The sequence below is a fragment of the Melioribacteraceae bacterium genome (genome assembly GCA_030584085.1).
Taxonomy (GTDB): domain Bacteria; phylum Bacteroidota; class Ignavibacteria; order Ignavibacteriales; family Melioribacteraceae; genus SURF-28.
Window position 1 is genome coordinate 2,250,631 of the sequence record CP129490.1, and the last position, 21,370, is coordinate 2,272,000.

At 34.7% G+C, this 21,370-nt stretch carries 16 protein-coding genes; 4 read left to right on the plus strand and 12 right to left on the minus strand.

The features are described from left to right. Positions 1-2: 2 nt before the first annotated feature. The 6 genes from QY331_10245 to pgeF all read right to left on the minus strand — a co-directional run bounded on the left by QY331_10245 (position 3) and on the right by pgeF (position 8,155). Positions 3-647, minus strand: coding sequence for a deoxynucleoside kinase (locus QY331_10245; GenBank protein WKZ68332.1), 645 nt, complete (start codon positions 645-647; stop codon positions 3-5). A 12-nt stretch (positions 648-659) separates the two neighbouring features. Further along, complete coding sequence (gene folK / locus QY331_10250) at positions 660-1,160, minus strand: 2-amino-4-hydroxy-6-hydroxymethyldihydropteridine diphosphokinase (protein WKZ68333.1); 501 nt, start codon at positions 1,158-1,160, stop codon at positions 660-662. Beyond that, positions 1,147-1,518, minus strand: coding sequence for a dihydroneopterin aldolase (gene folB / locus QY331_10255; protein WKZ68334.1), 372 nt, complete (start codon positions 1,516-1,518; stop codon positions 1,147-1,149). The genes folK and folB overlap by 14 nt, the downstream gene beginning before the upstream one ends. Positions 1,519-1,717: 199 nt before the next feature. Next, positions 1,718-5,512: a T9SS type A sorting domain-containing protein gene (locus tag QY331_10260; GenBank protein ID WKZ68335.1), complete on the minus strand. Its 3,795-nt coding sequence runs from the start codon at positions 5,510-5,512 to the stop codon at positions 1,718-1,720. 130 nt (positions 5,513-5,642) lie between these two features. After that, positions 5,643-7,025 carry a hypothetical protein gene (locus tag QY331_10265; GenBank protein WKZ68336.1) on the minus strand — a complete coding sequence of 461 codons (1,383 nt, stop codon included), beginning with the start codon at positions 7,023-7,025 and terminating at the stop codon, positions 5,643-5,645. A 395-nt stretch (positions 7,026-7,420) separates the two neighbouring features. Beyond that, a complete protein-coding gene (gene pgeF, locus QY331_10270) occupies positions 7,421-8,155 on the minus strand; it encodes a peptidoglycan editing factor PgeF (protein WKZ68337.1) in 735 nt (244 codons plus the stop codon). A 147-nt stretch (positions 8,156-8,302) separates the two neighbouring features. Between pgeF and QY331_10275 the strand changes: the two genes are divergently transcribed. Then, positions 8,303-8,743 carry a hypothetical protein gene (locus QY331_10275; GenBank protein WKZ68338.1) on the plus strand — a complete coding sequence of 147 codons (441 nt, stop codon included), beginning with the start codon at positions 8,303-8,305 and terminating at the stop codon, positions 8,741-8,743. An 85-nt stretch (positions 8,744-8,828) separates the two neighbouring features. Here QY331_10275 and QY331_10280 read toward each other — a convergent pair whose 3' ends face one another. Then, positions 8,829-9,770: an SDR family oxidoreductase gene (locus tag QY331_10280; GenBank protein ID WKZ68339.1), complete on the minus strand. Its 942-nt coding sequence runs from the start codon at positions 9,768-9,770 to the stop codon at positions 8,829-8,831. Between the two features lie 148 nt (positions 9,771-9,918). Here QY331_10280 and ppc point away from each other — a divergent pair, with 148 nt between their 5' ends. Then, a complete protein-coding gene (ppc, locus tag QY331_10285; GenBank protein ID WKZ68340.1) occupies positions 9,919-12,669 on the plus strand; it encodes a phosphoenolpyruvate carboxylase in 2,751 nt (916 codons plus the stop codon). Between the two features lie 14 nt (positions 12,670-12,683). Here ppc and QY331_10290 read toward each other — a convergent pair whose 3' ends face one another. The 4 genes from QY331_10290 to QY331_10305 form a co-directional block, all read right to left on the minus strand. Beyond that, the gene (locus QY331_10290; protein ID WKZ68341.1) at positions 12,684-15,743 is read right to left on the minus strand and encodes an efflux RND transporter permease subunit; all 3,060 of its coding nucleotides are present in this window, start codon (positions 15,741-15,743) and stop codon (positions 12,684-12,686) included. Positions 15,744-15,749: 6 nt separating this feature from the next. Then, positions 15,750-16,805 (minus strand): efflux RND transporter periplasmic adaptor subunit, encoded by a 1,056-nt coding sequence (locus tag QY331_10295; protein ID WKZ68342.1) that lies wholly within the window; start codon positions 16,803-16,805, stop codon positions 15,750-15,752. 104 nt (positions 16,806-16,909) lie between these two features. Then, complete coding sequence (locus tag QY331_10300; protein ID WKZ68343.1) at positions 16,910-17,386, minus strand: hypothetical protein; 477 nt, start codon at positions 17,384-17,386, stop codon at positions 16,910-16,912. Next, on the minus strand, positions 17,383-19,080 hold the full coding sequence (locus tag QY331_10305; GenBank protein WKZ68344.1) for a hypothetical protein: 1,698 nt from the start codon (positions 19,078-19,080) through the stop codon (positions 17,383-17,385). Before QY331_10305 ends, QY331_10300 begins: the two co-directional genes overlap by 4 nt. Before the next feature lie 246 nt (positions 19,081-19,326). Here QY331_10305 and QY331_10310 point away from each other — a divergent pair, with 246 nt between their 5' ends. Together QY331_10310 and QY331_10315 are read left to right on the plus strand one after the other, a co-directional pair. Further along, entirely contained in the window at positions 19,327-19,533 is a 207-nt protein-coding gene (locus tag QY331_10310; GenBank protein ID WKZ68345.1) for an AbrB/MazE/SpoVT family DNA-binding domain-containing protein, read from the plus strand. Then, positions 19,530-19,904 carry a type II toxin-antitoxin system VapC family toxin gene (locus tag QY331_10315; protein ID WKZ68346.1) on the plus strand — a complete coding sequence of 125 codons (375 nt, stop codon included), beginning with the start codon at positions 19,530-19,532 and terminating at the stop codon, positions 19,902-19,904. The genes QY331_10310 and QY331_10315 overlap by 4 nt, the downstream gene beginning before the upstream one ends. A gap of 135 nt (positions 19,905-20,039) precedes the next feature. Here the strand turns inward: QY331_10315 and QY331_10320 are convergent, their stop codons facing one another. Next, positions 20,040-21,248, minus strand: a complete 1,209-nt coding sequence (locus tag QY331_10320; GenBank protein WKZ68347.1) for a C1 family peptidase — start codon at positions 21,246-21,248, stop codon at positions 20,040-20,042. Between the last annotated feature and the right edge of the window lie 122 nt (positions 21,249-21,370).

A 21,370-nucleotide genomic window follows, 5' to 3' on the forward strand; every position in this document is an offset into this window, starting at 1 on the left:
TATTATCCTCTTCTTTCCGGATTAAAGTACTCAATAAATCCTCTGTCTTCTCTAAAAATTTGATTATATAATTCATCAAAATCTTTCTGACGGTTAATAAAATCTATTTCAGTTGAGTTAACAATTAGCAACGGCGTATTATTATACTTAAAGAAAAAGTTATTGTATGCTTCGCTAAGTTCTTCAATGTAACCGCGTGTTAAATTTCTTTCGACTTTTCTTCCGCGACGTTTAATGTTATGCATTAATCTATCTGTTGAAGATTGTAAGAAAATCACTAAGTCCGGTTTACGCAAACTTCTTTGAAGAAGCGGAAACAAATTTTCATACAACTTCAGCTCTTCTCCTTCAATATTTAGATAAGCAAAAATCTGGTCTTTATCAAAAATGTAATCCGAAACAATGTACTTTGCGAACAGATCTTCTTGAGCGAGTTGTTCCTGTTGTTTATAGCGGTTAATCAAAAAGAACATCTGTGTTTGAAATGCATAACGTCTTCTGTCATCATAAAATTTTTCTAAGAAAGGGTTTGTTTCGAATTCTTCAAGGATGAGATTTGCATCTAGTTTTTCGGAAAGCTTTTTTGCGAGAGATGTTTTACCTGCACCGATAACTCCCTCAATTGCAATGTACCTTATTTCCTTCAAAATTTTTCTCGCTTAAGTAAAGTTAAATTCTATTTTGTGAATAATGTTAGTCTCTAATTCGGCTTTGCTAAGTTCACAAATTTTTTTCTTTTCAACCGGGTGAATAAAATCCGGTGCAATTTCACACAGCGGAATTAACACGAAATCTCTATTTAAAACATCTTTATGCGGTACTGTAATTTTTTCATCGGAATATATCAGATCATTGTAAAACAATATATCCAGATCAACTTCACGCGGTCCCCATTTTTCTCTTTTTATTCTTCCGATTTGAGATTCAATATTTTTTGTGAGATTTAACAATTCTTGCAAGCTTAACGAAGTTAAAATCTCAACAACACAATTTAAGAAATTATTTTGTTCCGTGTAGCCGTAAGGTTTTGTCTCATAAATTGACGAAACATTTTTTATACTGCATTTGTTTTCTGATTCCAATAATTCAATGCCTTTATTGATATACGCCAATCTGTCGTCAATGTTGGAACCGAATCCTATAAAACTACGATTTTCCATTTTCTCTTGTTACCTCTGCTTCAACGTGATCAATTAAACCCCCGACCGGGACACTTTTCTTTCTTACCGTTGCAGTCACTCTAAATACATTCGGGAAATGATGTAAAACTTTATCCGCTATATCCGATGCAATAGATTCGATCAAATAGTATTTCTTTTGATGAATAATTTCATTTACATATTTGTAAACTTCGGTGTAGTCAATAGTTTTCTTCAGATTATCTTCTTTCGCGGCGATTGAAAAATCCGTGTGCATTTCCAAATCCACTTCATACTTTCCGCCGATGTTCTGTTCTTCCTGAAGTGCTCCATGATAAGCATAAAATGATGCACCTTTTAATCTAATTATGTTGGACATAGTGTGTCTCTAAAATTTGTTCACAAAATTAGCAATTATTCTATTAATAATTTTGAATTTGCGGATTGACAAATTTGCGGATTAAAAATTGTTTAAATCATTTATTTTTCTTCCATCTTTAACTTTGCGAGGAGAGTTTGATTATCATGGGTTTTGTTGGATACGTAGCGACTTCACTAAAGAAGCCGCTACATATACATTATTTTACCAACATCATCTTTTTAGAAGTAATAAAATCATTTACCTCCAGACGATAAATATATACGCCGCTTGATAGTTCATTTGCATTGAATACAGCTTCATATCTGCCGTCTTCTAAGTACTCATTTACGAGTGTCGTAACTTCTCTGCCGAGTATGTCATATACTCTTAGCTTCACATGACCGGATTTCGGTATTTGGTATTTTATGGTAGTTGTAGGATTGAAGGGGTTAGGATAGTTTTGAACAAGATCGTAATCCTTTACTAACAGTTCACCTTTATAATTTAATTCATTGTATCCCTTCTTATACATTAAGGAATCCTCCACCAACAAATTACCGATGCTGTAATTCTGCTTAAAGTTATCCTTAACTTGTAAGCGAAGTCTAACGGTTTTATTCCCGATACCTTTTGTATCTACTTGATAGTTTTTATTGGAATAATAATTAATACTATCGGAAGTAAAGGTTACATTATCATAAACACCGAGTACTTTTTGAATTTGATCTTCTATCAACTCAACTTTGAAATTAATGTATTTATTTTTCTCAAGCGCAACTTCAATATCTGCCGAGTCAGCCACTCCACACATCACGCCATATGTAAATTGGGAGTTATCATCGAGAGTAAAAGGTTCACTAACTAAAAACTTATTTAATTGATTGGAATTTTTTATTTCCTTCATCGTGTCCGGAAGTTCAACGAAATTTACCTGTACACCATCAACAATAATTTCTCCAAAAGTAAAGTAGAACTGCACGCTGTCTCTTGTTGTTACACCTTCTCGTCCTATCATAGCTAAATCAGTACTAGAGCCATCTTTACTAGCAGAAAAATTAATGTTTCCACTCTTGAGTGAAAAAGGCGGTTCTGCCATGCTAAGGTGATCGGCGAAAACGGCTACATCAACCCATTTCATATCGCCTATAGAATTGGCGTTTGATAGCATAAAAGATTTCCCGCCGTCGGAGATATTAAATATTGTATTAAATCCATCTCCGCTTTGAACTCCGCGGGTATAATAAGTTTCACCAAGAGCTCCATCGGTCTGTGTATAATAAGCAAATACAACAGAACTCCCTGCTGTATTAAGAGCGACATCATCAACATCACTCCCGAGAGCTTTTATAATACCGCTCCAGCTTGATCCGTTAAATGATCTTAAAAGTCCTCTTTCTTTCCATTCACCAAAAGAACCTCCGCCTCCGCCAAATGCATTTGTTTTCCATTGGATTGGTCCCGGTTCTTCTTCACCGGCTTCATACCGTTGACCTATAAAACCAACATAAACAGTTGATCCGGAAATAACTACTTCGGGGTTCCAATGAGTATCATATCCAGAATTATTAGATGGCGTATGTATTGTACCGTAGCTGAATCCTGTTAGCGTTGTGAATCTTATCCTATCATCACCTGTTTCAAAAGCTAGATAGTATTTATCATTACCATTAATTTTTACTCCGGCTATGCTAATATTCTGAACATTACCGACCTCATCAATTGTACCAACATTTGAGACAGAGATTGAGCTGCCTGATATTTGGCAGTTTACATACTTTAATATTCCGGTATTAGTAATAAATGTTACAACAAATTTTCCATCATTGTTATATGCAACAACCGGTTTGGCTTCGACATCACCGGGAATAGTAGATACAACCACATCAGCGACGATTGTGCTTGTAGGTGAATCAAAGAGAGCTGCCCTAATTTCAGTACTGCTTCCGTTATACTTTTGATAAGCAACTAGTAGATCATCACCATTTGCGTCAACCGATGGAAATTCTCCTTCCCAATACAGATTCGGGAACGACAAATTATGAAGGCTCCATTCATTGCTTGTACCATTATTGATCTCGTACCAGATTTTACCGTTGCTCTCATAAAGTAGGTGATAATTATTATCACTAGTTCTTGCTATTTTTCTTTGGCTTGGACCACGAAGAGCTGATGTTGAGCTGCTCATTAACGAGCCTTTATTGTTAGCATAAACCACCGCACCGCCGTCTGTGAATACAACCGGTGTCGTTGTTAATTCTGCATCTTCAAAATCCGCTTTGCCGTTATGAGCCCAACCGGTAAAGTATATTTTATGACTGCGGTTGTTGTAGTTTATTGTTTGTGTTGGCGAGATGGAGACGGAGTAATAAGGATTACCTGGTATATTGTAATCTTGATCCAAGAAAACACCGCCGTTAGATTCACCATGTTTTCCTGTAGGAACGTATGGTGCTGAAAAAGTCAGAAAATTGCCCATTCCTAACTGATCTCCGTATTCGTTTACATACCATGGGTCGTTGAACATGATTGAATCTTTTTGAGTGATCAAGTTAAAACCGTCTACCTTTATTGATATTGTCGCAAGTTCAAGATCAACAAAATTAGCAGTCTGATCATTTCCTGCTTCAGCAGTAAAATCATTACTTAAAAAGTATCTCGAATTTGAATTGTTCCAATTGTTAAACTTGGCATTATTGAAGCGCTCATTAAGTGTTTCAACCTCGTGTGTTGTTAGTTCACCAAGCTCCCTTGCATCACCAGATTGAATTTCGTCAGAACCGTCTAATAGCAAAACCCCCCCGGCATTGTTATTATTTATTTTATTGAAAAAATTAATAGATACAGTTGGGTAACTCTCGGCACTATAATAACCCCAGATTGTACCAACGCTAACAAGTTTAACCGGTAATAGAATAACCCTATTTGAAGAAGATGAACTTGCTATAACTTGGTTGGATTGATTGAAATATATTACTTCAGACTGAGACGGAAATTTGTCTTCAATTGCAGCAACTGCCCATTTACTTGTAGCTACCTCGGAAAATTCTATGAGCAAATTGTCATATTCATTTATCAATGATATATAGTTAAGGTTACCAATTCCTTTACTAAGATAAAGCGAGTCTATTACTGGAAGATCAATAGTATTAAATTCTTTGCTAATTGGAACCATGGGTAAATCAGAAGCATTGCTGAAATGCTGGTTATCATTTCGACTTCCCGTGAAATAACGCCAAACTGCATATTCGATTAGGGCTTCACTCAATGTTTTACTATAATTTTGTAGTGTGAAATCTATATCCTCCATTATAGTCGTACTTTCTGATTGACCCATTCTTGCCCAACTGTCTATTACAACTTGCGGGCTAATCCATTCAGCCAATAATCGCGGCCACAACGCCCCGCTATACTTTACACCACGTTCACTCCTGTTATCTATTCGTGAATCCGGGTCATCTATTGCATTTGGTCTTTCGTCAAACCAGTTTAGATATAAGTCGGGCTCATCATAAACTAAATCTTCAACCCAGGTTGCCGTATTTTCATGAAACCAATATTCCTCATGTTTTAATGAATATCCATATTGAATAACGTGATTAAATTCGTGAGCTACTGTGATTTTTAGCATGTCATCATCCAAATTATTCCGTATTTGTACATAACTCGATGCCCAATTATTTGTCCAGCCGTCCGGAACTTCTCGTATCGTTACTCCCCACCCTTCAATTGCCTTGATATAAATGTCATACTTATCGAAACTTCCTCCAGCCTCACCGTCTCCAGGAGGTATTTGCCAGCCAAATACATTACATTGTAAGTTGTAACTTTCTTCTGCATATTGGCTGGCTCGATTGGCAAAATCAGTTGAACAAGCGTCAACACCACTTTGAGTATAGTGAATAATAAAATGTTCTGATTCTACTATTTCTTCAAGTCCACTTAATGGTTCCCTGGTTTCCGTAGTATTTTCAAAATTAAGGCATGTGTTTTCGCTTTGGGAAATTAAGTTCATTATGCTCACCAAATAAATTAGTACTATATATTTCATGTTCATCTTTTACCTCATAGATTGATTTGTCTCCCATAGTTGTTTTATTGATTTTTTGGGAGACAATATTTTCTTTTTTTAAATTTTACAATCATTATCTTTTTCCAATAATTATTACTGCTTGACTTGTGAGTATACCTGTATTCTTTCTTCCACTTATTAAGACAAGATCCTCATTAATCGAAACAGATGTTAGTAGAATTGTGTTATCAAACAACTCAGTGAATTCCTTCCAGCTTCTTCCATTATAGTGAGATATGTGGTTTCTATTTCCTACAATCATCATGTCATTTATTGCGCTTCCTCTTATTTGATGATATCCTCCCGTAAAATCCGGACTTACTTCATATATCCTTTTCTTCTCTTCTATCTTGTCCTTTCTTATTCTTGTTACATGGCTTGAGGTTAGTAAATAGAAATATGGGAATTCGTTGAACCATACTCCTCTTACAAATCCTTCAAGATCACTCTGGTTGGGATTTAGTACATTATAATCATAGAGTGTTTGTACACTTGAGTTGTTTACTGACAACAAAACAGTATTTCCATTCGAGTCATCCATACCGGTTATGAATATTTGCGATTCGCTTTCATCCCCCCAAACATCCAACAAATCTACATCCGTACCACTCTCTATCTTTAGCCAAGACGTGCCGTTGTAGTGAGCGATCGAACCGTTTCCACCTACGATATATATATCATTCTTTCTTGTACCCCAGATTTTGTTTATCGCACCGTTTAATAATGGATTTACTCCACAATCAAGAGAAACCGTTTTCCCATCAAACCAACCTATACTTCCGCCGTTTGTGAGTGCTATTTCATTTTCTGAAAAAGCATAAACTGAATAAAATGGCGGATACTGCACTGCACTACATTCTCCGTAATAAAGGATTCTTTTGGGAGTCCAAACTGTCCCATCCCAATGAACTGCATTGTATGCCTTCGAATCATTCGTGCCGGTAGAATCTTTTAGGTAAATTGCTCCAACAGCCCAAATGTTGTTCTCGTCTATAATCGCTACATCTCTCAGTATGCTGTTGCCATGTTCGCCAAACTCAAATACCTCCCAAGTGAAGTTGTGGCTTGTTGTGTCCATTGTTACTGCCGCAACTTGTTCGCTTGATACTTGATACTCGATACTTGATACTTGGTAAACATATGTTTGAGAAGGCAGCAGCGAGTCTTCGTAAATAACATAATTGCTGTCAAACAACGCAATAGTTTTTACAGTATCGTTATTTCTAATTAATTTAAGAGTATCCGACAGAGATATGTTTTCAGTTATTAAGTTAAGCCATACTTCGGTTGGAGATGTATCATCAACAGTAAGTGTAATCTTTGGTTTGGGTTTGTCGTTACCGTTAACCGGTGGTGGTGGTTCGGTTGTGTTACAGGAGACAAGTATAAAGGACAAAGGTAAAAGGAAAAAGTAGATTAATGCCGAATGTGTTTTTAAATTAGATGTTGTTTTCATTTTTCCGCCTAATTTTTAATTTCTTTTGTTCCGCTCAAGCTGATGCTTTGCTTGAGGCTGCTTTCAATAATTCAAATTAAGTAATTATGTTTTTTATTGCATTACATTTATTACCTCCTTTGTCTATTGCCGAAGAGCGGCTTTACAGAGCTGCGAAAAAAGGTGTTATCTGTTTATAATATAAACTGGGTTTCAGTTAAAGTAAATCCGTAGAAATACGTACGAATAGGATATAGAGGGTTTTTAATTAACAAAACGGAAAATGAGATTTTTATGATATTCACATGTAAAGATTAACAGTCTCTAATTCAGAACTAGCATGTAAATATCGATTGAAATTGCGGATTGACGAATTCGTAAAATAGAATTGTAAATGGATATTTAATTAATTCTACCTATCCTTCTCCAAATGAAATTATTCCAAGTGCTCTACCGGAAACTTTTCCATCTCTTCTGTAAGAATGAAGATAATCTTCACCAAAACTACAAAATGGACTAACTTCAATTTGGGCTTCAGAAATGCCGAATTGAAACAGCATGTCTTTATTTGCAAGTTTCAAGTCCAACAAAAACTTGTCGCCTATTGGTTGTAAGTATTTTTCATCAAAATAGTCTATGAAATCAGAACTGACTTCATAATTTTTTTGAGAAATGCACGGCCCGATGTATGCAATTAAATTTTCCGGTTTACAGTTGAATTTTCTGTTAAGTTCATCCAAAGTTTTTGAGACAATTTTTGCTTTGGTACTTCGCCATCCGGAATGAATGGCTGCGATAATTTTTTGTTTTGTGTCATAAATAAAAATCGGTGTACAGTCCGCGGTTGAAATTGCTAAACCTATATTTGGCTTATCAGTTAACATCGCATCACTTTCACCTTGATAACCGGGTTTGGTTACAATGCTGATTTTATCTGTATGAATTTGTTTCTGAAATGCAATTTGATTTGGTTTTAAACCGATTGAAGAGAAAAATAATTCTCTATTTTCATCCACAAGTTTCGGATCATCACCAACCGTTTTGGACATATTGAAATAATATGGTGCTTCCCTATTCAATCCAATTTTTGTTGAGAAAGCGAATTTAACTTTAGGATATCTACTGAATATTTCTGATTGAATAATTTTCATTTTCTAAAATACTAAAATAGTTTTACTCTTTGCGTCTCTGCGCCTTTGCAGTAAATCAATTAATCACAACCGCTAAGGCGCAAAGTTTAAAAATCAGTATGAATTTTATATCTTCGTATCAAAATAAAAATGAGCAAGTAGAAACACATGAGTGAAAGAAAATCATACGATCCAAGAATGCATACAGCCGAACACATATTAAATCAAACGATGGTGCGAAAATTTAATCGTGGCAGATCATTCAGCGCGCATATTGAAAAGAAAAAATCAAAATGCGATTACCACTTTGATCGTAATTTAACCGAAACAGAAGTAACCGAGATTGAACTAAAAGTTAATGAAGTTATTTCGGAAGACCTTCCAATCGTAGAAGAGTTCTATCACAAAAGTGAAGTTGAAGAAAAATTTAATCTTGAAAAGTTACCTGACGATGCCGGAGAGAATATTCGGATAATTAGAGTCGGTGATTATGATGCTTGTCCTTGTATCGGCGAACATGTTAGTAGAACTTCTGAGATTGGGACTTTCAAAATTATTTCAACTTCGTTTGAAGAGGGAGTTTTGAGAATTCGTTTTAAAGTAATTTAGATTCCGGATAAAGTTCGGAATGGTATAGTTTAAAATCTGGACACAAAGTCACACAAAGGAACCACAGAGTTTCACAAAGAACAGTTTATTTTAAAATCTTCTTAAAATATTCAATAGTTTTTAAAACCCCTTCTCTTCTATCGACTTTCGGTTCCCAGCCCAATAATGTTCTAGCTTTATCAATATTCGGCTGTCGTACTTTTGGATCATCTACTGGTAAATCTTTATAAACAATTTTGCTCTTTGAACCGGTGAGTTGGATAATTTCCTTTGCGAAATCTTCAATTGTTATTTCAACCGGATTGCCAATATTAATCGGCTCATGAATATTTGAGAAAAGCAGTTTGACAATTCCGTCAATTTCATCATCAACATAACAAAAACTTCTTGTCTGTTTACCGTCACCAAACACGGTAATATCTTCACCATTAATTGCTTGAGAAACGAATGCGGGTAAAGCTCTTCCATCGTTTAATCTCATTCGCGGTCCGTATGTGTTAAAGATTCTCACAATTCTAGTATCGACATTATGAAAACGATGATAAGCCATTGTAAGCGCTTCGGCAAAACGTTTTGCTTCGTCATAAACTCCGCGCGGACCGATTGGATTTACATTTCCCCAATACTCTTCACTTTGCGGATGAATCTCCGGATCTCCGTAAACTTCCGAAGTTGATGCAAGTAGAAATGTGGCATTCTTTTCTTTAGCTAAACCAAGTGCTTTATGCGTACCGAGTGAACCAACCTTCAATGTTTGTATCGGTAATTTAAGATAATCAATCGGACTTGCGGGCGATGCAAAATGTAATATGTAATCAACTTGTCCGGGTACATGGATAAAATTAGTCACATCGTGTTTAATGAATTCAAAATCTTCATTGCCAAATAGATGCTCAATATTTGCTATGTTTCCGGTCAATAAGTTATCAATACAAACAACTTTCAATCCTTCGGCAATTAATCTATCGCAAAGATGAGAGCCAAGAAATCCGGCGCCTCCTGTCACAACTGCAGTCTTTCCTTTCATACCGCACCATATTATTTTTATCAAACTTAATGAAAATAAAACAGCGATAAAACACTTGTAAAATTATTTTTGCTTACATTATAATATAGATAGTCATCTTTCTTTAATAATTTACGTGAAGTTATAAAATTGCAACGAAAGGAAAACAATGAGATTTAATATTAATTATTCCGAAAGAAACTTAAGCAAAAATATTAAAGAACTTGGTTTTCTGTTAGGTGAAGTTCTCAAAGAGCAAGAAGGTATAAAACTATTTAATGCAGTTGAGCGACTACGTGCGCTTACCAAAGTTTTACGTGAAGATAATGAGTCAAAAAAGAAAATTAGAAATATTGTTTCGAAACTAAGTCTTGATGAATCTTATAATGTAATAAAAGCATTTGCAATTTATTTCATATTAGTCAACGCCGCAGATGAAGTTCATAAGATTGTAATCGATAAAATTAACGAAGATGAAAGTATCAGTAACCGTGAAGGATCATTTAGAAATACCTTACATAACTTATCGAAACTAAAACTTTCAAAGAAAGATTTATCCGTAATTTTTAACAAAATAGAAATCATCCCGGTTTTTACCGCACATCCGACTGAAGCAACACGACAGACAATTTTAAAGAAAGTTTTAAGAATAAGTGAATTACTGCTCGATAAAGAATTATCGATTCTATCGAAGACGGACGAAGAAGAAGCTAAATTAAAAATTAAAACGGAAGTCACTTTACTTTGGCAATCGAACGAAATTAGATTCAGCAAAATAAATGTTGAAGACGAAGTAATGCGGGGATTATTCTTCTTCAAAAATGTGATTTATAAAATACTTCCGAAAATTTACAATGATCTTGAACTCGAATTACAATCGCAATTTAATTACGGAGAAAGAGTTCCACCGCTGATAAAATTCGGTTCATGGATTGGCGGCGATAGAGATGGTCATCCTTTTGTTTCAATTGATGTGACAAAAGAGACATTCCAGATTCATCGAAAAGAAATAATTAATCTCTACTTGAATGAACTGAACCACATTTATGAATATCTAAGTACATCGACATATCTCAAAAGTGTCTCACGTAAATTACTTCGAAAAACTGCGGAATATGATAAGAAGATTAAATCAGAATCGGCTATAAATAAATTACGTGAACCTACGGAGATTTATAGAAAATTTTTATCGCAGATTTACAATAAACTAACTAGTACACTTTCCGACAAAACATTTTCATATAAACAATCAAATGAACTCTTACACGATCTTGCTTTAGTAAAGGATAGTTTGGTTGAAAATGAAGGCGAAATTATTTCAAAAAAAATGATAGAGCCATTTTTTAAAAAAGTAGAAACGTTCGGATTTCACTTTGTAAAATTAGATGTCCGCCAAAACGCAAAACTAATTAGAGATGCAGTTGATGAAATACTTACATCAACCGGAGTTACACATAATTTTGCAAAACTTAAAGAGGAACAAAAAATTCATTTGCTTAATGAAGAGATTCTTAACTCACGTCCGCTCACAAATCAATTTCAAAAATATTCAGAAAGTACTCATAAAGTTTTAGAAGAAATTAAACTTATCGCGTGGGGCACAATAAATATATCTCAAGAAGCCATTTCAGATTATATAATAAGTAATTGTGAAAAAGTTTCCGATATTTTGTCAATCCAGTTATTGGCTAAAGAAAGTGGTTTAATAAAAGTTAGAAATAGAAAAATCACACAATCGCTTTTAGATATTCTACCACTTTTTGAAACTATAAGTGATCTTCGTAACGCAAAAAATGTTATGTCAAAATTATTTTCAGTTGAGAGTTACAAACAGCAAATTAAAGCCCGGAATAAAACTCAAAAAATAATGCTCGGCTATTCCGATAGTAATAAAGACGGCGGAATTCTTACTTCGAATTACGAATTATATAAATCACAAATAGAGTTAAACAAAATATGTGGTGAATTTGGAATAGAAATGATTTTGTTTCACGGTCGCGGCGGATCGATCTCGCGAGGTGGTGGACCGGTTTATAATTCAATTTTAGCTCAACCTCCTCAGACTATCGAAGGTAAGTTAAAACTAACCGAACAAGGTGAAATGATTTCCGCAAAATATCTTGTCCCTCAAACTGCCAGAAAAAGTTTAGAAACAATTACATCTGCAGTAATTCTACAAACATCAAAAAGCCTTATGAATATTGAGCAACCGGAGATCCACAAATTTATATCAACATTCGGTAATATTTCTGAATATGCATTTCAGCATTATAGAAAGTTGATAGAGCACAAAAATTTCATTGAATATTTTAGAACTGTTACACCAATTGATATTATTGAAAAAATTGAAATCGGTTCGCGTCCCCCATCAAGAAAAAAAGGTAATGATATTTCGGCTTTGCGGGCAATACCTTGGGTTTTTAGTTGGACTCAAAATCGTCAAACTATTTCAGGTTGGTTTGGATTTGGAACTGCAATAGAAACGTCAATAAAGAAAAAAGAAATAACATTAAAGAAACTCAAACATATGTATAATAATTGGGAATTTTTTAACACGTTAATTCAAAATTTGGAGATGGTTTTAACAAAGACTGATATGCTAATAGCAGAAGAGTATATCAGATTGAATACCTCGAAGCAAGCTAAAGCAATATTTGTAGAAATTAAAAATGAATATGATAGATCAAAAAAATATTTATTAAAAATTACCGGTGAGAAGGAATTATTATCCAATAACCCTCAACTAAAGAGAACCCTTGAATTAAGAAATCCGTATTTGGATCCAATCAATTTTATACAGATTAATTTAATTGAGAAGTATCGTTCAAAAAAAGTAAGTCGGAAACAAAAAGAAAAAATATTAACCGTACTGCGAGCAAGCGTTAACGGCATAGCGGCGGGGATTAGGAATACAGGTTAGTTTATTTTGAATTTCTAATCAAGGTTAACTTGACGTTCACCTCTACTTGAAAAAAGTGAATAAACTGCGGGTATAACAAATAAAGTTAACACAGTTGCAAAAATGAGTCCGCCGATCACCGCGATTCCCATCGGCATTCTACTTTCCGCACCGGAACCTAAAGCTAATGCGATTGGAAGTGTTCCTAAGATAGTTGATAAACTTGTCATTAATATCGGACGAAATCTCAACACAGCGGCTTCTTTAACCGCTTCAACAATTCCTAATCCTTCTGCTCTTTTTTGATTCGCAAACTCGACAATAAGGATACCGTTCTTTGTTACGAGACCGATTAACATAATCTGTCCTATCTGACTAAATATGTTGATTGTCTGATCAAAATACCAAAGTGATAACAATGCACCGGCAATTGCAAGCGGAACCGTAAACATTATTATGAACGGATCACGGAAGCTCTCGAATTGTGCAGATAAAACGAGGTATATAAAAACTAATGCAAGAATAAAAACAAACATCAGGCTTGATGCACTTTCCATAAAATCTTTGGATGGACCTTCCAACGAAGTCGAGAATGTTTCATCTAAAACGTTAGCAGCAATTTCATCCATTGCGTTAATTCCGTCGCCAATTGTTCTTCCATCGGCTAAACTTGCAGAAATAGTTGCAGAAACATATCTATTAAATCTAAATAACTGCGGTGGTGCACTTCCCTCTTCAAGTTCTACAACTTGGTCAAGTTGTATAAGTTGATTCGTGTTATTTCGTAAATATAATTTTCTCAAATCAATCGGTTGATTTTGATCTTCTCTTTCAACTTGTCCGATTACGTAATATTGTTTTCCATCTCTAATAAAAAATCCATAACGCTGCTCACTAAAAGCTAATTGAAGAGTTTGAGCAATATCTGCAACAGTAACTCCCATTTCACGCGCTTTGGAACGGTTAATGCTGACAACAAGCTCCGGCTTATTAAATTTTAGATTTACATCAACCGCAGTAAAAGTTGGATTTTGTCTGGCCTGATCTAAAAATACCGGGATAACTTCCTTCAGTCGATCTAGATTTGGAGCTTGTAAAACATATTGGACCGGCAAACCACCACGAGCAGTTCCTATTGATTGATCTTGAATTACGAAGGTTCTAGCATCATTTAATTCTTCCGCAATTTTAGCAATTGCAGAAGCAACTTCACCTTGTGTTCTCTCGCGTTTATCCGCATCAACTAATCTTAGTCTTATAAATCCACTATTAACTGAAGACGAAGCTCCGAATCCCGGTGAAGTTATAGAGATTACTACATCACGTTCCGGAATATTCTTCATGACAGAGTCAACAAATTCATTCATATAACCTTCCATGAATTCGTAAGTTGTCCCTTCAGGAGCGGTCATTGATACTCTCATTGCTCCCCGATCTTCCATAGGTGCCAACTCTGATTGGAGAGTACTACCAAATAAGAAAATCAGGATTGCCGAAATAAATACTATTAAAAATGCCAACCATCTTTTCGCCATGAAAGAATTGAGTAATAACCTATAATTATTTTCGAGTGATCTAAAAAACGGTTCAGTTGCATTATAAAATTTATTGTGACTTTCTCTTTTCTTAAGAAGTTTTGAACTCAACATGGGTGTGAAAGTTAAGGCAACAAAAGAAGATATTATTACAGAACCGGCGATTACAACTCCAAACTCTCGGAAGAGTCTTCCCGTAAGTCCTTCAAGAAACATGATCGGAAGAAAGACCGAAGCTAATGCAAGAGTAGTTGAAACTACCGCAAAAAATATTTCTTTTATACCGAGCGTTGCAGCATGAACCGGTTCCATACCGGTTTCAATTTTTTTGTAAATATTTTCAAGCACAACAATCGCATCGTCAACAACAATACCGATTGCAAGTACGAGTCCAAGTAATGTTAATACGTTTATTGAATAATCAGCTAAATACATTATGAAAAATGAACCGATTAGAGAAATAGGTATGACAATAATCGGGATTAATGTAGTTCGCCAGTCACGTAAGAATAAAAAGATTATTAAAATAACAAGTGCGAATGCAAGAAATACTGTTTGTTGAACTTCGCTAATTGATGCACGAATATAATCTGTGACATCAAATCCAACACCAATACCAATATCTTCCGGCAGGTCTTTCTTAATTTGTTCAACTCTTTCATAAAACTCATCAACAATTTTGATTTGATTTGCTCCCGGTTGCGGAACAAGCACAATACCAACCATCGGAACGCCATCGCGTTTTAAGATTGATCTATCATTTTCAGGATAAAGTTCTGCTCTGCCAATATCACTGAACCTTACTAATTTCCCATTACTTTCTTTTATTATAAGATTGTTGAACTCTTCGACAGTACTCAATCTTCCGAGAGTTCTGATAGTTAACTCTGTAGATTGACCTTCAATTCTTCCACTTGGAAGTTCGATGTTCTCACGACTCAATGCATTTCTAACATCAACCGCAGTAATTTGGAAAGAGGCTAATTTTAATGGGTCCATCCATAATCGCATTGAGTAACGCTTTTCACCCCAAATCCAAACTTCACTTACACCGTCTATCGTTTGTACCCGTTCTTTAAATGTTCTCTGGGCTATATCCGAAAGTTCCAGCAAATCCCTTTGATCACTTTTAATGTTCAAGAAAACAATCGGTATAGCATCGGCATCAGCCTTAGTAACAATAGGAGGATCAGCATCGGGTGGTAAATTTCTTTGCGCTCGTGAGACTCTGTCACGTACGTCATTAGCAGCATCTTCAAGATCAACATCAATTAAAAACTCGACTCTGATCGTACTTCTTCCATCTCTACTTACAGAAGTTAAAGTTCTAATACCGGCAATACCGTTAATGGATTCTTCAAGTGGTTCTGTAATTTGCGATTCTATTACATCGGCATTTGCACCGGTGTATGAAGTCGAAACCGTTATAATTGGAGGATCGACACTAGGATATTCTCTGATTCCTAAATAGGAATAGCCAATAATACCAAATAGCACAATGGCGATTGACATCACAGAGGCTAAAACAGGTCGACGTATGCTGACTGAAGAAAGACTCATAATCTCTTATCTGAAATTTTTTATTGATACGTCGGCACCGGGACGCATTTGAATGATTGCAGAAGTGATCACAGTGTCCCCTTCATTTAGTCCATCAATTATTTGGACGTCAGTGTTTGTTCGAAGGCCAATTTTAACATTTGTTGGGACAGCTTTTCCTCTTTTATATAAGTAAACCAATTCACCGGAAATATCAGGGACAATTGATTGTGTTGGAACAAGAACTCCTTCTTTATCTTTATCGACTTGTATCTCAACTTCTGCATAAGAGCCGGGGATTAATGTTCCATTTTCGTTATCAGCTTTAGCTCTGATTTTAATTGTTCTGGTTGATACATCAACTTTGGGGTCAATAGCATAAACTTGTGCATTAAATTTCTTACTTGAGTTTGGTACGATCAAGTTAATTTTTGTACCGACTCTAACTTTATCAGCATGTTTTATCGGTAAAGCGAAATCAACTTTTATTGGATTTGTTTTTGTTAAAATCGCAATGTTAACAGCCGAGGTGATGTAGCTGCCTTCGCTAATTGAACGCAACCCGACAACACCATCAAACGGAGCTTTGATTTCTGTTTTATCAATTTGCGCTTTCAGTAATTCGATTTCTGCTTTGCGTGAATTCAAATCATTCAGTAAAATATCATATTCTTCTTGGCTTATTAAATTCTGTTCGATCAACTGTTTGGATCTGTATTCCTTTTCTTCAGCTAATTTCAATTGTGATTTTGCACGGACTAATTGTGCTTGAAGATCAGCGTCATTTATCTTCACAAGTAAATCATCTTTCTTAACTCTTGTACCTTCACTAAAATTTATTTGAATAACTTTGCCGGGGACTTCCGCACGAAGTTCAATTTCCTCATCACCCATTAGTGTAGCGTTTAAGATTAGATTTTCGGAAAGTTCACTTTTTGATATGATTAACGCTTCCGCATTTATCGCTTGAGACTGACTACTTGTCGATGCTTGAGCATCTTCGCTTTGCCATGATATTTTTGGCAGTGCTAAAAGCAATAAAAAAACAACAATCAAACCCCAATACAAATATTTCTTTTTCATATTAACTTTTTTTTGAATTCAACAAATATACAAATAAAGAACTTATATTAAAGACATATAGTTCCATTAAGAAAACGTTTTACAAAATTTGCTGCTATAATCGTTCAATTAAGAAATGATAGATACTCATTTAGAAATTTTTCGCCCCAATTAATTTCTGCGGAAAGCCAAAGTAATGCCTTTTTATTTGCAAACACAAAATGAGTTTGCCCCATTCCGAGATATCTATAAATTTTTGTATCATTCATTTCGAAACTCTCGCCACCGGTAAAAACCGAATTTTCAGGCGAAATTTTTTCTACCATTAACTTTAGATTTAGTTCCGCATCTTTTACATTTTTATAATAACTAACATAGATTATTGCTTCACCATGATCAGCTTTGTAAAATCCAATTTCATTTTTCTCCGCAACTACTTCATTATAGTGTAGTCGATCAACAAAAGAGGCAGCACTTTCGCCTTCCAACTTTTGAACAAGTGATAGACCAAAAATTGATTGAGGTACATATTCCTTTTGAGAACTGCATCCTATAAAAAAGAATAATAGTATAAGAATTAATTTGTCTGCTCTATTTATCATACAAGATTCACAATTTTTGAAAGATTTTTAATTACATCCGAGTGAATATCAAAAGTGATTACATTCCTTTTATTCTGGACCAATGCTTCTCTATCTCCTAATGCTTGCGCACGGATTAAAACATCGAATGTAATTGATGCATCATTTTTATTTGGGTCATCGGGAATGCCGAGATTAAGATTTCCGCTTTCTATAAATTGGATAAATATTCCTGAACCATCATCACCTTTGTGAAGTTGTCCGGTAGAATGTAAAAATCTCGGTCCGAATCCGAATGTTGTAGCAACGCCATATTTTTTAAGTATTTTACTTCTGAAGTTTTGCATTAATTCAATAATTTCAACCGAAGGATTTACAAACGCTTGAATTGAAACGTAACTATTATCATTTATTGAGGAAAATAATATTGTTAATGCCTCTTCGGAACTGTGAATTTCTTCGTTATAATAAATTGACAAATCTTCGTCTTTATATGAAACTTTCGGTTGAGGTAATTCGCCGGTTTTTTGATATTCTGTTATTAAACTTCTTGCTTGAATTTTTGCGGATTCCACATTCGGTTGATCGAATGGCTGCAACTTCATTTTCCATCCTGCAATTGCGGTTGCAAGCTCCCAATTAAAAAATTCACCGCCAAGTGAATAAAGATCTTCCAAAATAATTTCGATTACCGGAATGCCTTTTTGTTTCAATTCATAAATAGATTTATCAAACGGATGTTCGTTTTTTAAACGAGTGTAAACAAATACTCGATCGTTTTTATACAAATCGGGATTGACAACTTCCTCTAAATCAACCGGTAAAATTCCTTTACCGATTTTACCCGTACTTTCAGCGATTAATTGTTCAAGCCAAGCACCGAAATATTTTATGCTCTCCGAATAAAGTAATGTTAATTTATTTTTCCCGAGTTCTTCAGATGCAACAAGAATTGCGCCAAGCACGGCAGATTGATTTTCATGAATTCTATTTACATCAACTATTTTTGATTTAGCAACCGCCATCTCAGCTCTTAGTAATAACAATTCGATGTCAACTCCAATAAGTGCTGCCGGAACTAATCCGAACAATGAAAGAGCCGAATATCTTCCACCGATGTTGGGATCATTCAAAAATATTTTTCTAAAGTTAAGTTCCTCAGCCATTTTTTGAAGTCCACTTCCCGGATCGGTGATAGCTGCGAAGTGATTTCCGACTTTTTCTTTACCAACATGATTCAGCACAAAATTGTAAAAGAATTTTAGAAACGATAACGTTTCAACTGTTCCACCGGATTTTGTTGAGACAATGTATAATGTTTCTTTATAATCTAATTTTTCTGCGTAATTTTTAATTGCTTCGGGATGAGTGCTATCCAAAACATATACATTGAAAAGTCTTTCATCTTTACCAAATATCAAACTGAAAACTTCGGGCGCTAAACTTGAACCACCCATTCCCAATATCAATACATTTTTGAATTTGGAAGCTTTTACACTTTCCACAAAATTGTAAATTTCGGGCAGACTCTTTTTAGCGTTTTCAACACAATCGAGCCAACCGAGCCTGTTTGAAATTTCAGTCGGTTCTTCGCTCCAAACAGTGTGATCTTTATTCCAGATTCTTTGAATAACTTTTTGTTCGATTAATTCATTCAAGGTGTCTTCAACGGATTTCTTCAATTGTCCGATTCCGCTTAAATTTAATGCGTTCATTTTCTTTCCTATTAATTATTAACTCGCTAAAATTATTCATAAGTGGGACAAGCATCAAATATTTTTTGAATTTATGCACCGAAATATGAATTTTATTTAAGACTGTTCACTTATAAATTATCTTCTAATTGAGTTTTTTATCATACATTCTGAAATTTTTTTATAGTACAGAAATGTTATCGATTGTGTATTGACTTACAAAATGATTATCGATATATTTATCGTAAAACTTCGTAAAGGCAGAATATGACAACGGTAAAAATTTCACCCAAATATCAGGTGGTTATTCCAAAAGAAATTAGAGAAAAATTAAATCTTCGTCCCGGTCAAAAACTTCAAATTATCCAGCTAGGTGATCGGATTGAATTCATACTTCTTAAGAATATCAAAGATGCCCGCGGCTTCCTTAAAGGTATTGACACTAATATTGTGAGGGAGGAAGATAGATTATGAATTTAGTTGATTCATCCGGGTGGCTTGAATACTTAGCTGATAGCAAAAATGCTAAAAATTTTGCATCTGCTATTGAGAATACAGATGAGTTAATTGTATCGACAATTAACATCTATGAGATATACAAAAAAGTATTACTTGAAAAAGATGAAAACTATGCTTTGCAAGTGATTGCTTTAATGCAACAAGCAAAAGTTATTGAAGTGAGTTCATCAATTGCAATTGCAGCAGCAAAATTTAGTTTTGAACAAAAAATTCCTATGGCAGATAGTATTATTTACATTACGGCAAAAGTAAATGATGCAATAGTCTGGACTCAAGATATTGATTTTAAGGGTTTAGACGGAGTAAAATATTTTAAGAAAAGTTAAAATGACTTGTTTTCCTTTGTTTGGTAAACATGCTATAAGATGATCAACATCTCCTTCATCCATCAATTAACGGATGAAGGAGGTTGTAAACAAATAATCGAAAGTTGTGTATAATTTATGTATCAACGTAATTCTTTATTTAAGCTTTTCAGCAAGTTCACCAAGCGCATCTTTATGAACCATAAAATCCATGATCTTTAGTTTGATATAATCTTCACTGAAGAAATAATATCCTTTGTTATTACCATCGCGCGCAGAAGAACCTGAATCTTTGATCAAGTACCAACCTTCGCCATTCAATTCCATCCAGCCGACAACATGCACACCGTGATCGTCTGTTGTAGTTTCGTTATCAAATCTAAACTGACGAGCATAATCATTAATGTATTCAGATGGAATATCGAAATCGGGGACTAGGAAAACATCTTTCGACGCAACTTTCCCCGGTTCGGATACATCACCGCCGATACAAATTGAATATCCATTTCGGATTGCGCTCTTAAATAATTTCATATAATCATCGAGAGGTATATTCCAATATTCTTTGCTGTGCCACCAGTTATCCGGGACTTCATATTCAACTTGCTCCCAAAAAGGCTGTTGTAGATATGAAAGTATATCGTAGTAGTCATCCAAGTTTAGTTTTAGATAATCGCTTAAAAAAGTTTGTGGTGTATACTCTTTCCCATCGAGAAGAAATTTTTCCGGTGGTGTACCGAGATGATAATCCAATATTGATTTAATGGTTTCTAATACTACGTTTTCATTCCAAGCATTATTTGCTTTTACTGTTTCTAAATATGAATTCATTTCTTTGTAAAGGTGAGAATGATTATGAAATTCCTGACCTTCTTTTAATCCGGTAAATAAATCGCCGGGAACAATACCGTACTGTTTCCAAATTCTATTAACAGCATTAGCTTCCGATCCTTCGGCAAAAAGAGATTCGCCTCTTGTCCTGACAAATTCTTTTGCTTTTTCAACATACTCCCAATAGACAGTGTAAAGCTCCGAGAGTTTTACTTCTTTTTTGTGGATTCTATAAACTTCCGATTCAAAATATGAAGTTGTAGAAAATGACCAGCATGTACCCGTGTTTCCTTGTGATATCGGCGCTTGATGCCAGTAAGTATTAAACTGATCTGTCGAAGTCGGGATATTCATTCCTTCAAGATCAACTTGAAAAACTTTTTTACTCTTATCTTTTGCTTCATACTTTTTGATAGATTCTTCAATTTGTTTCCAATATTTGCCGCTTGATTCAACATAAACACCTTTATCCTGAGCATTGATCACTAGAACAAATGATACAAACAGAACGGTTACTAATAATTTTTTAAACATTTCTACTCCGCTTGTTAAGTCAGTGTTTTTATCTAAAAGGACAATAATGTAAAATTATAAAATTTATTCAATTTTAGGGAGTTAAATAATTCGCTACTGATTAAACTCAATCAAAATATAAT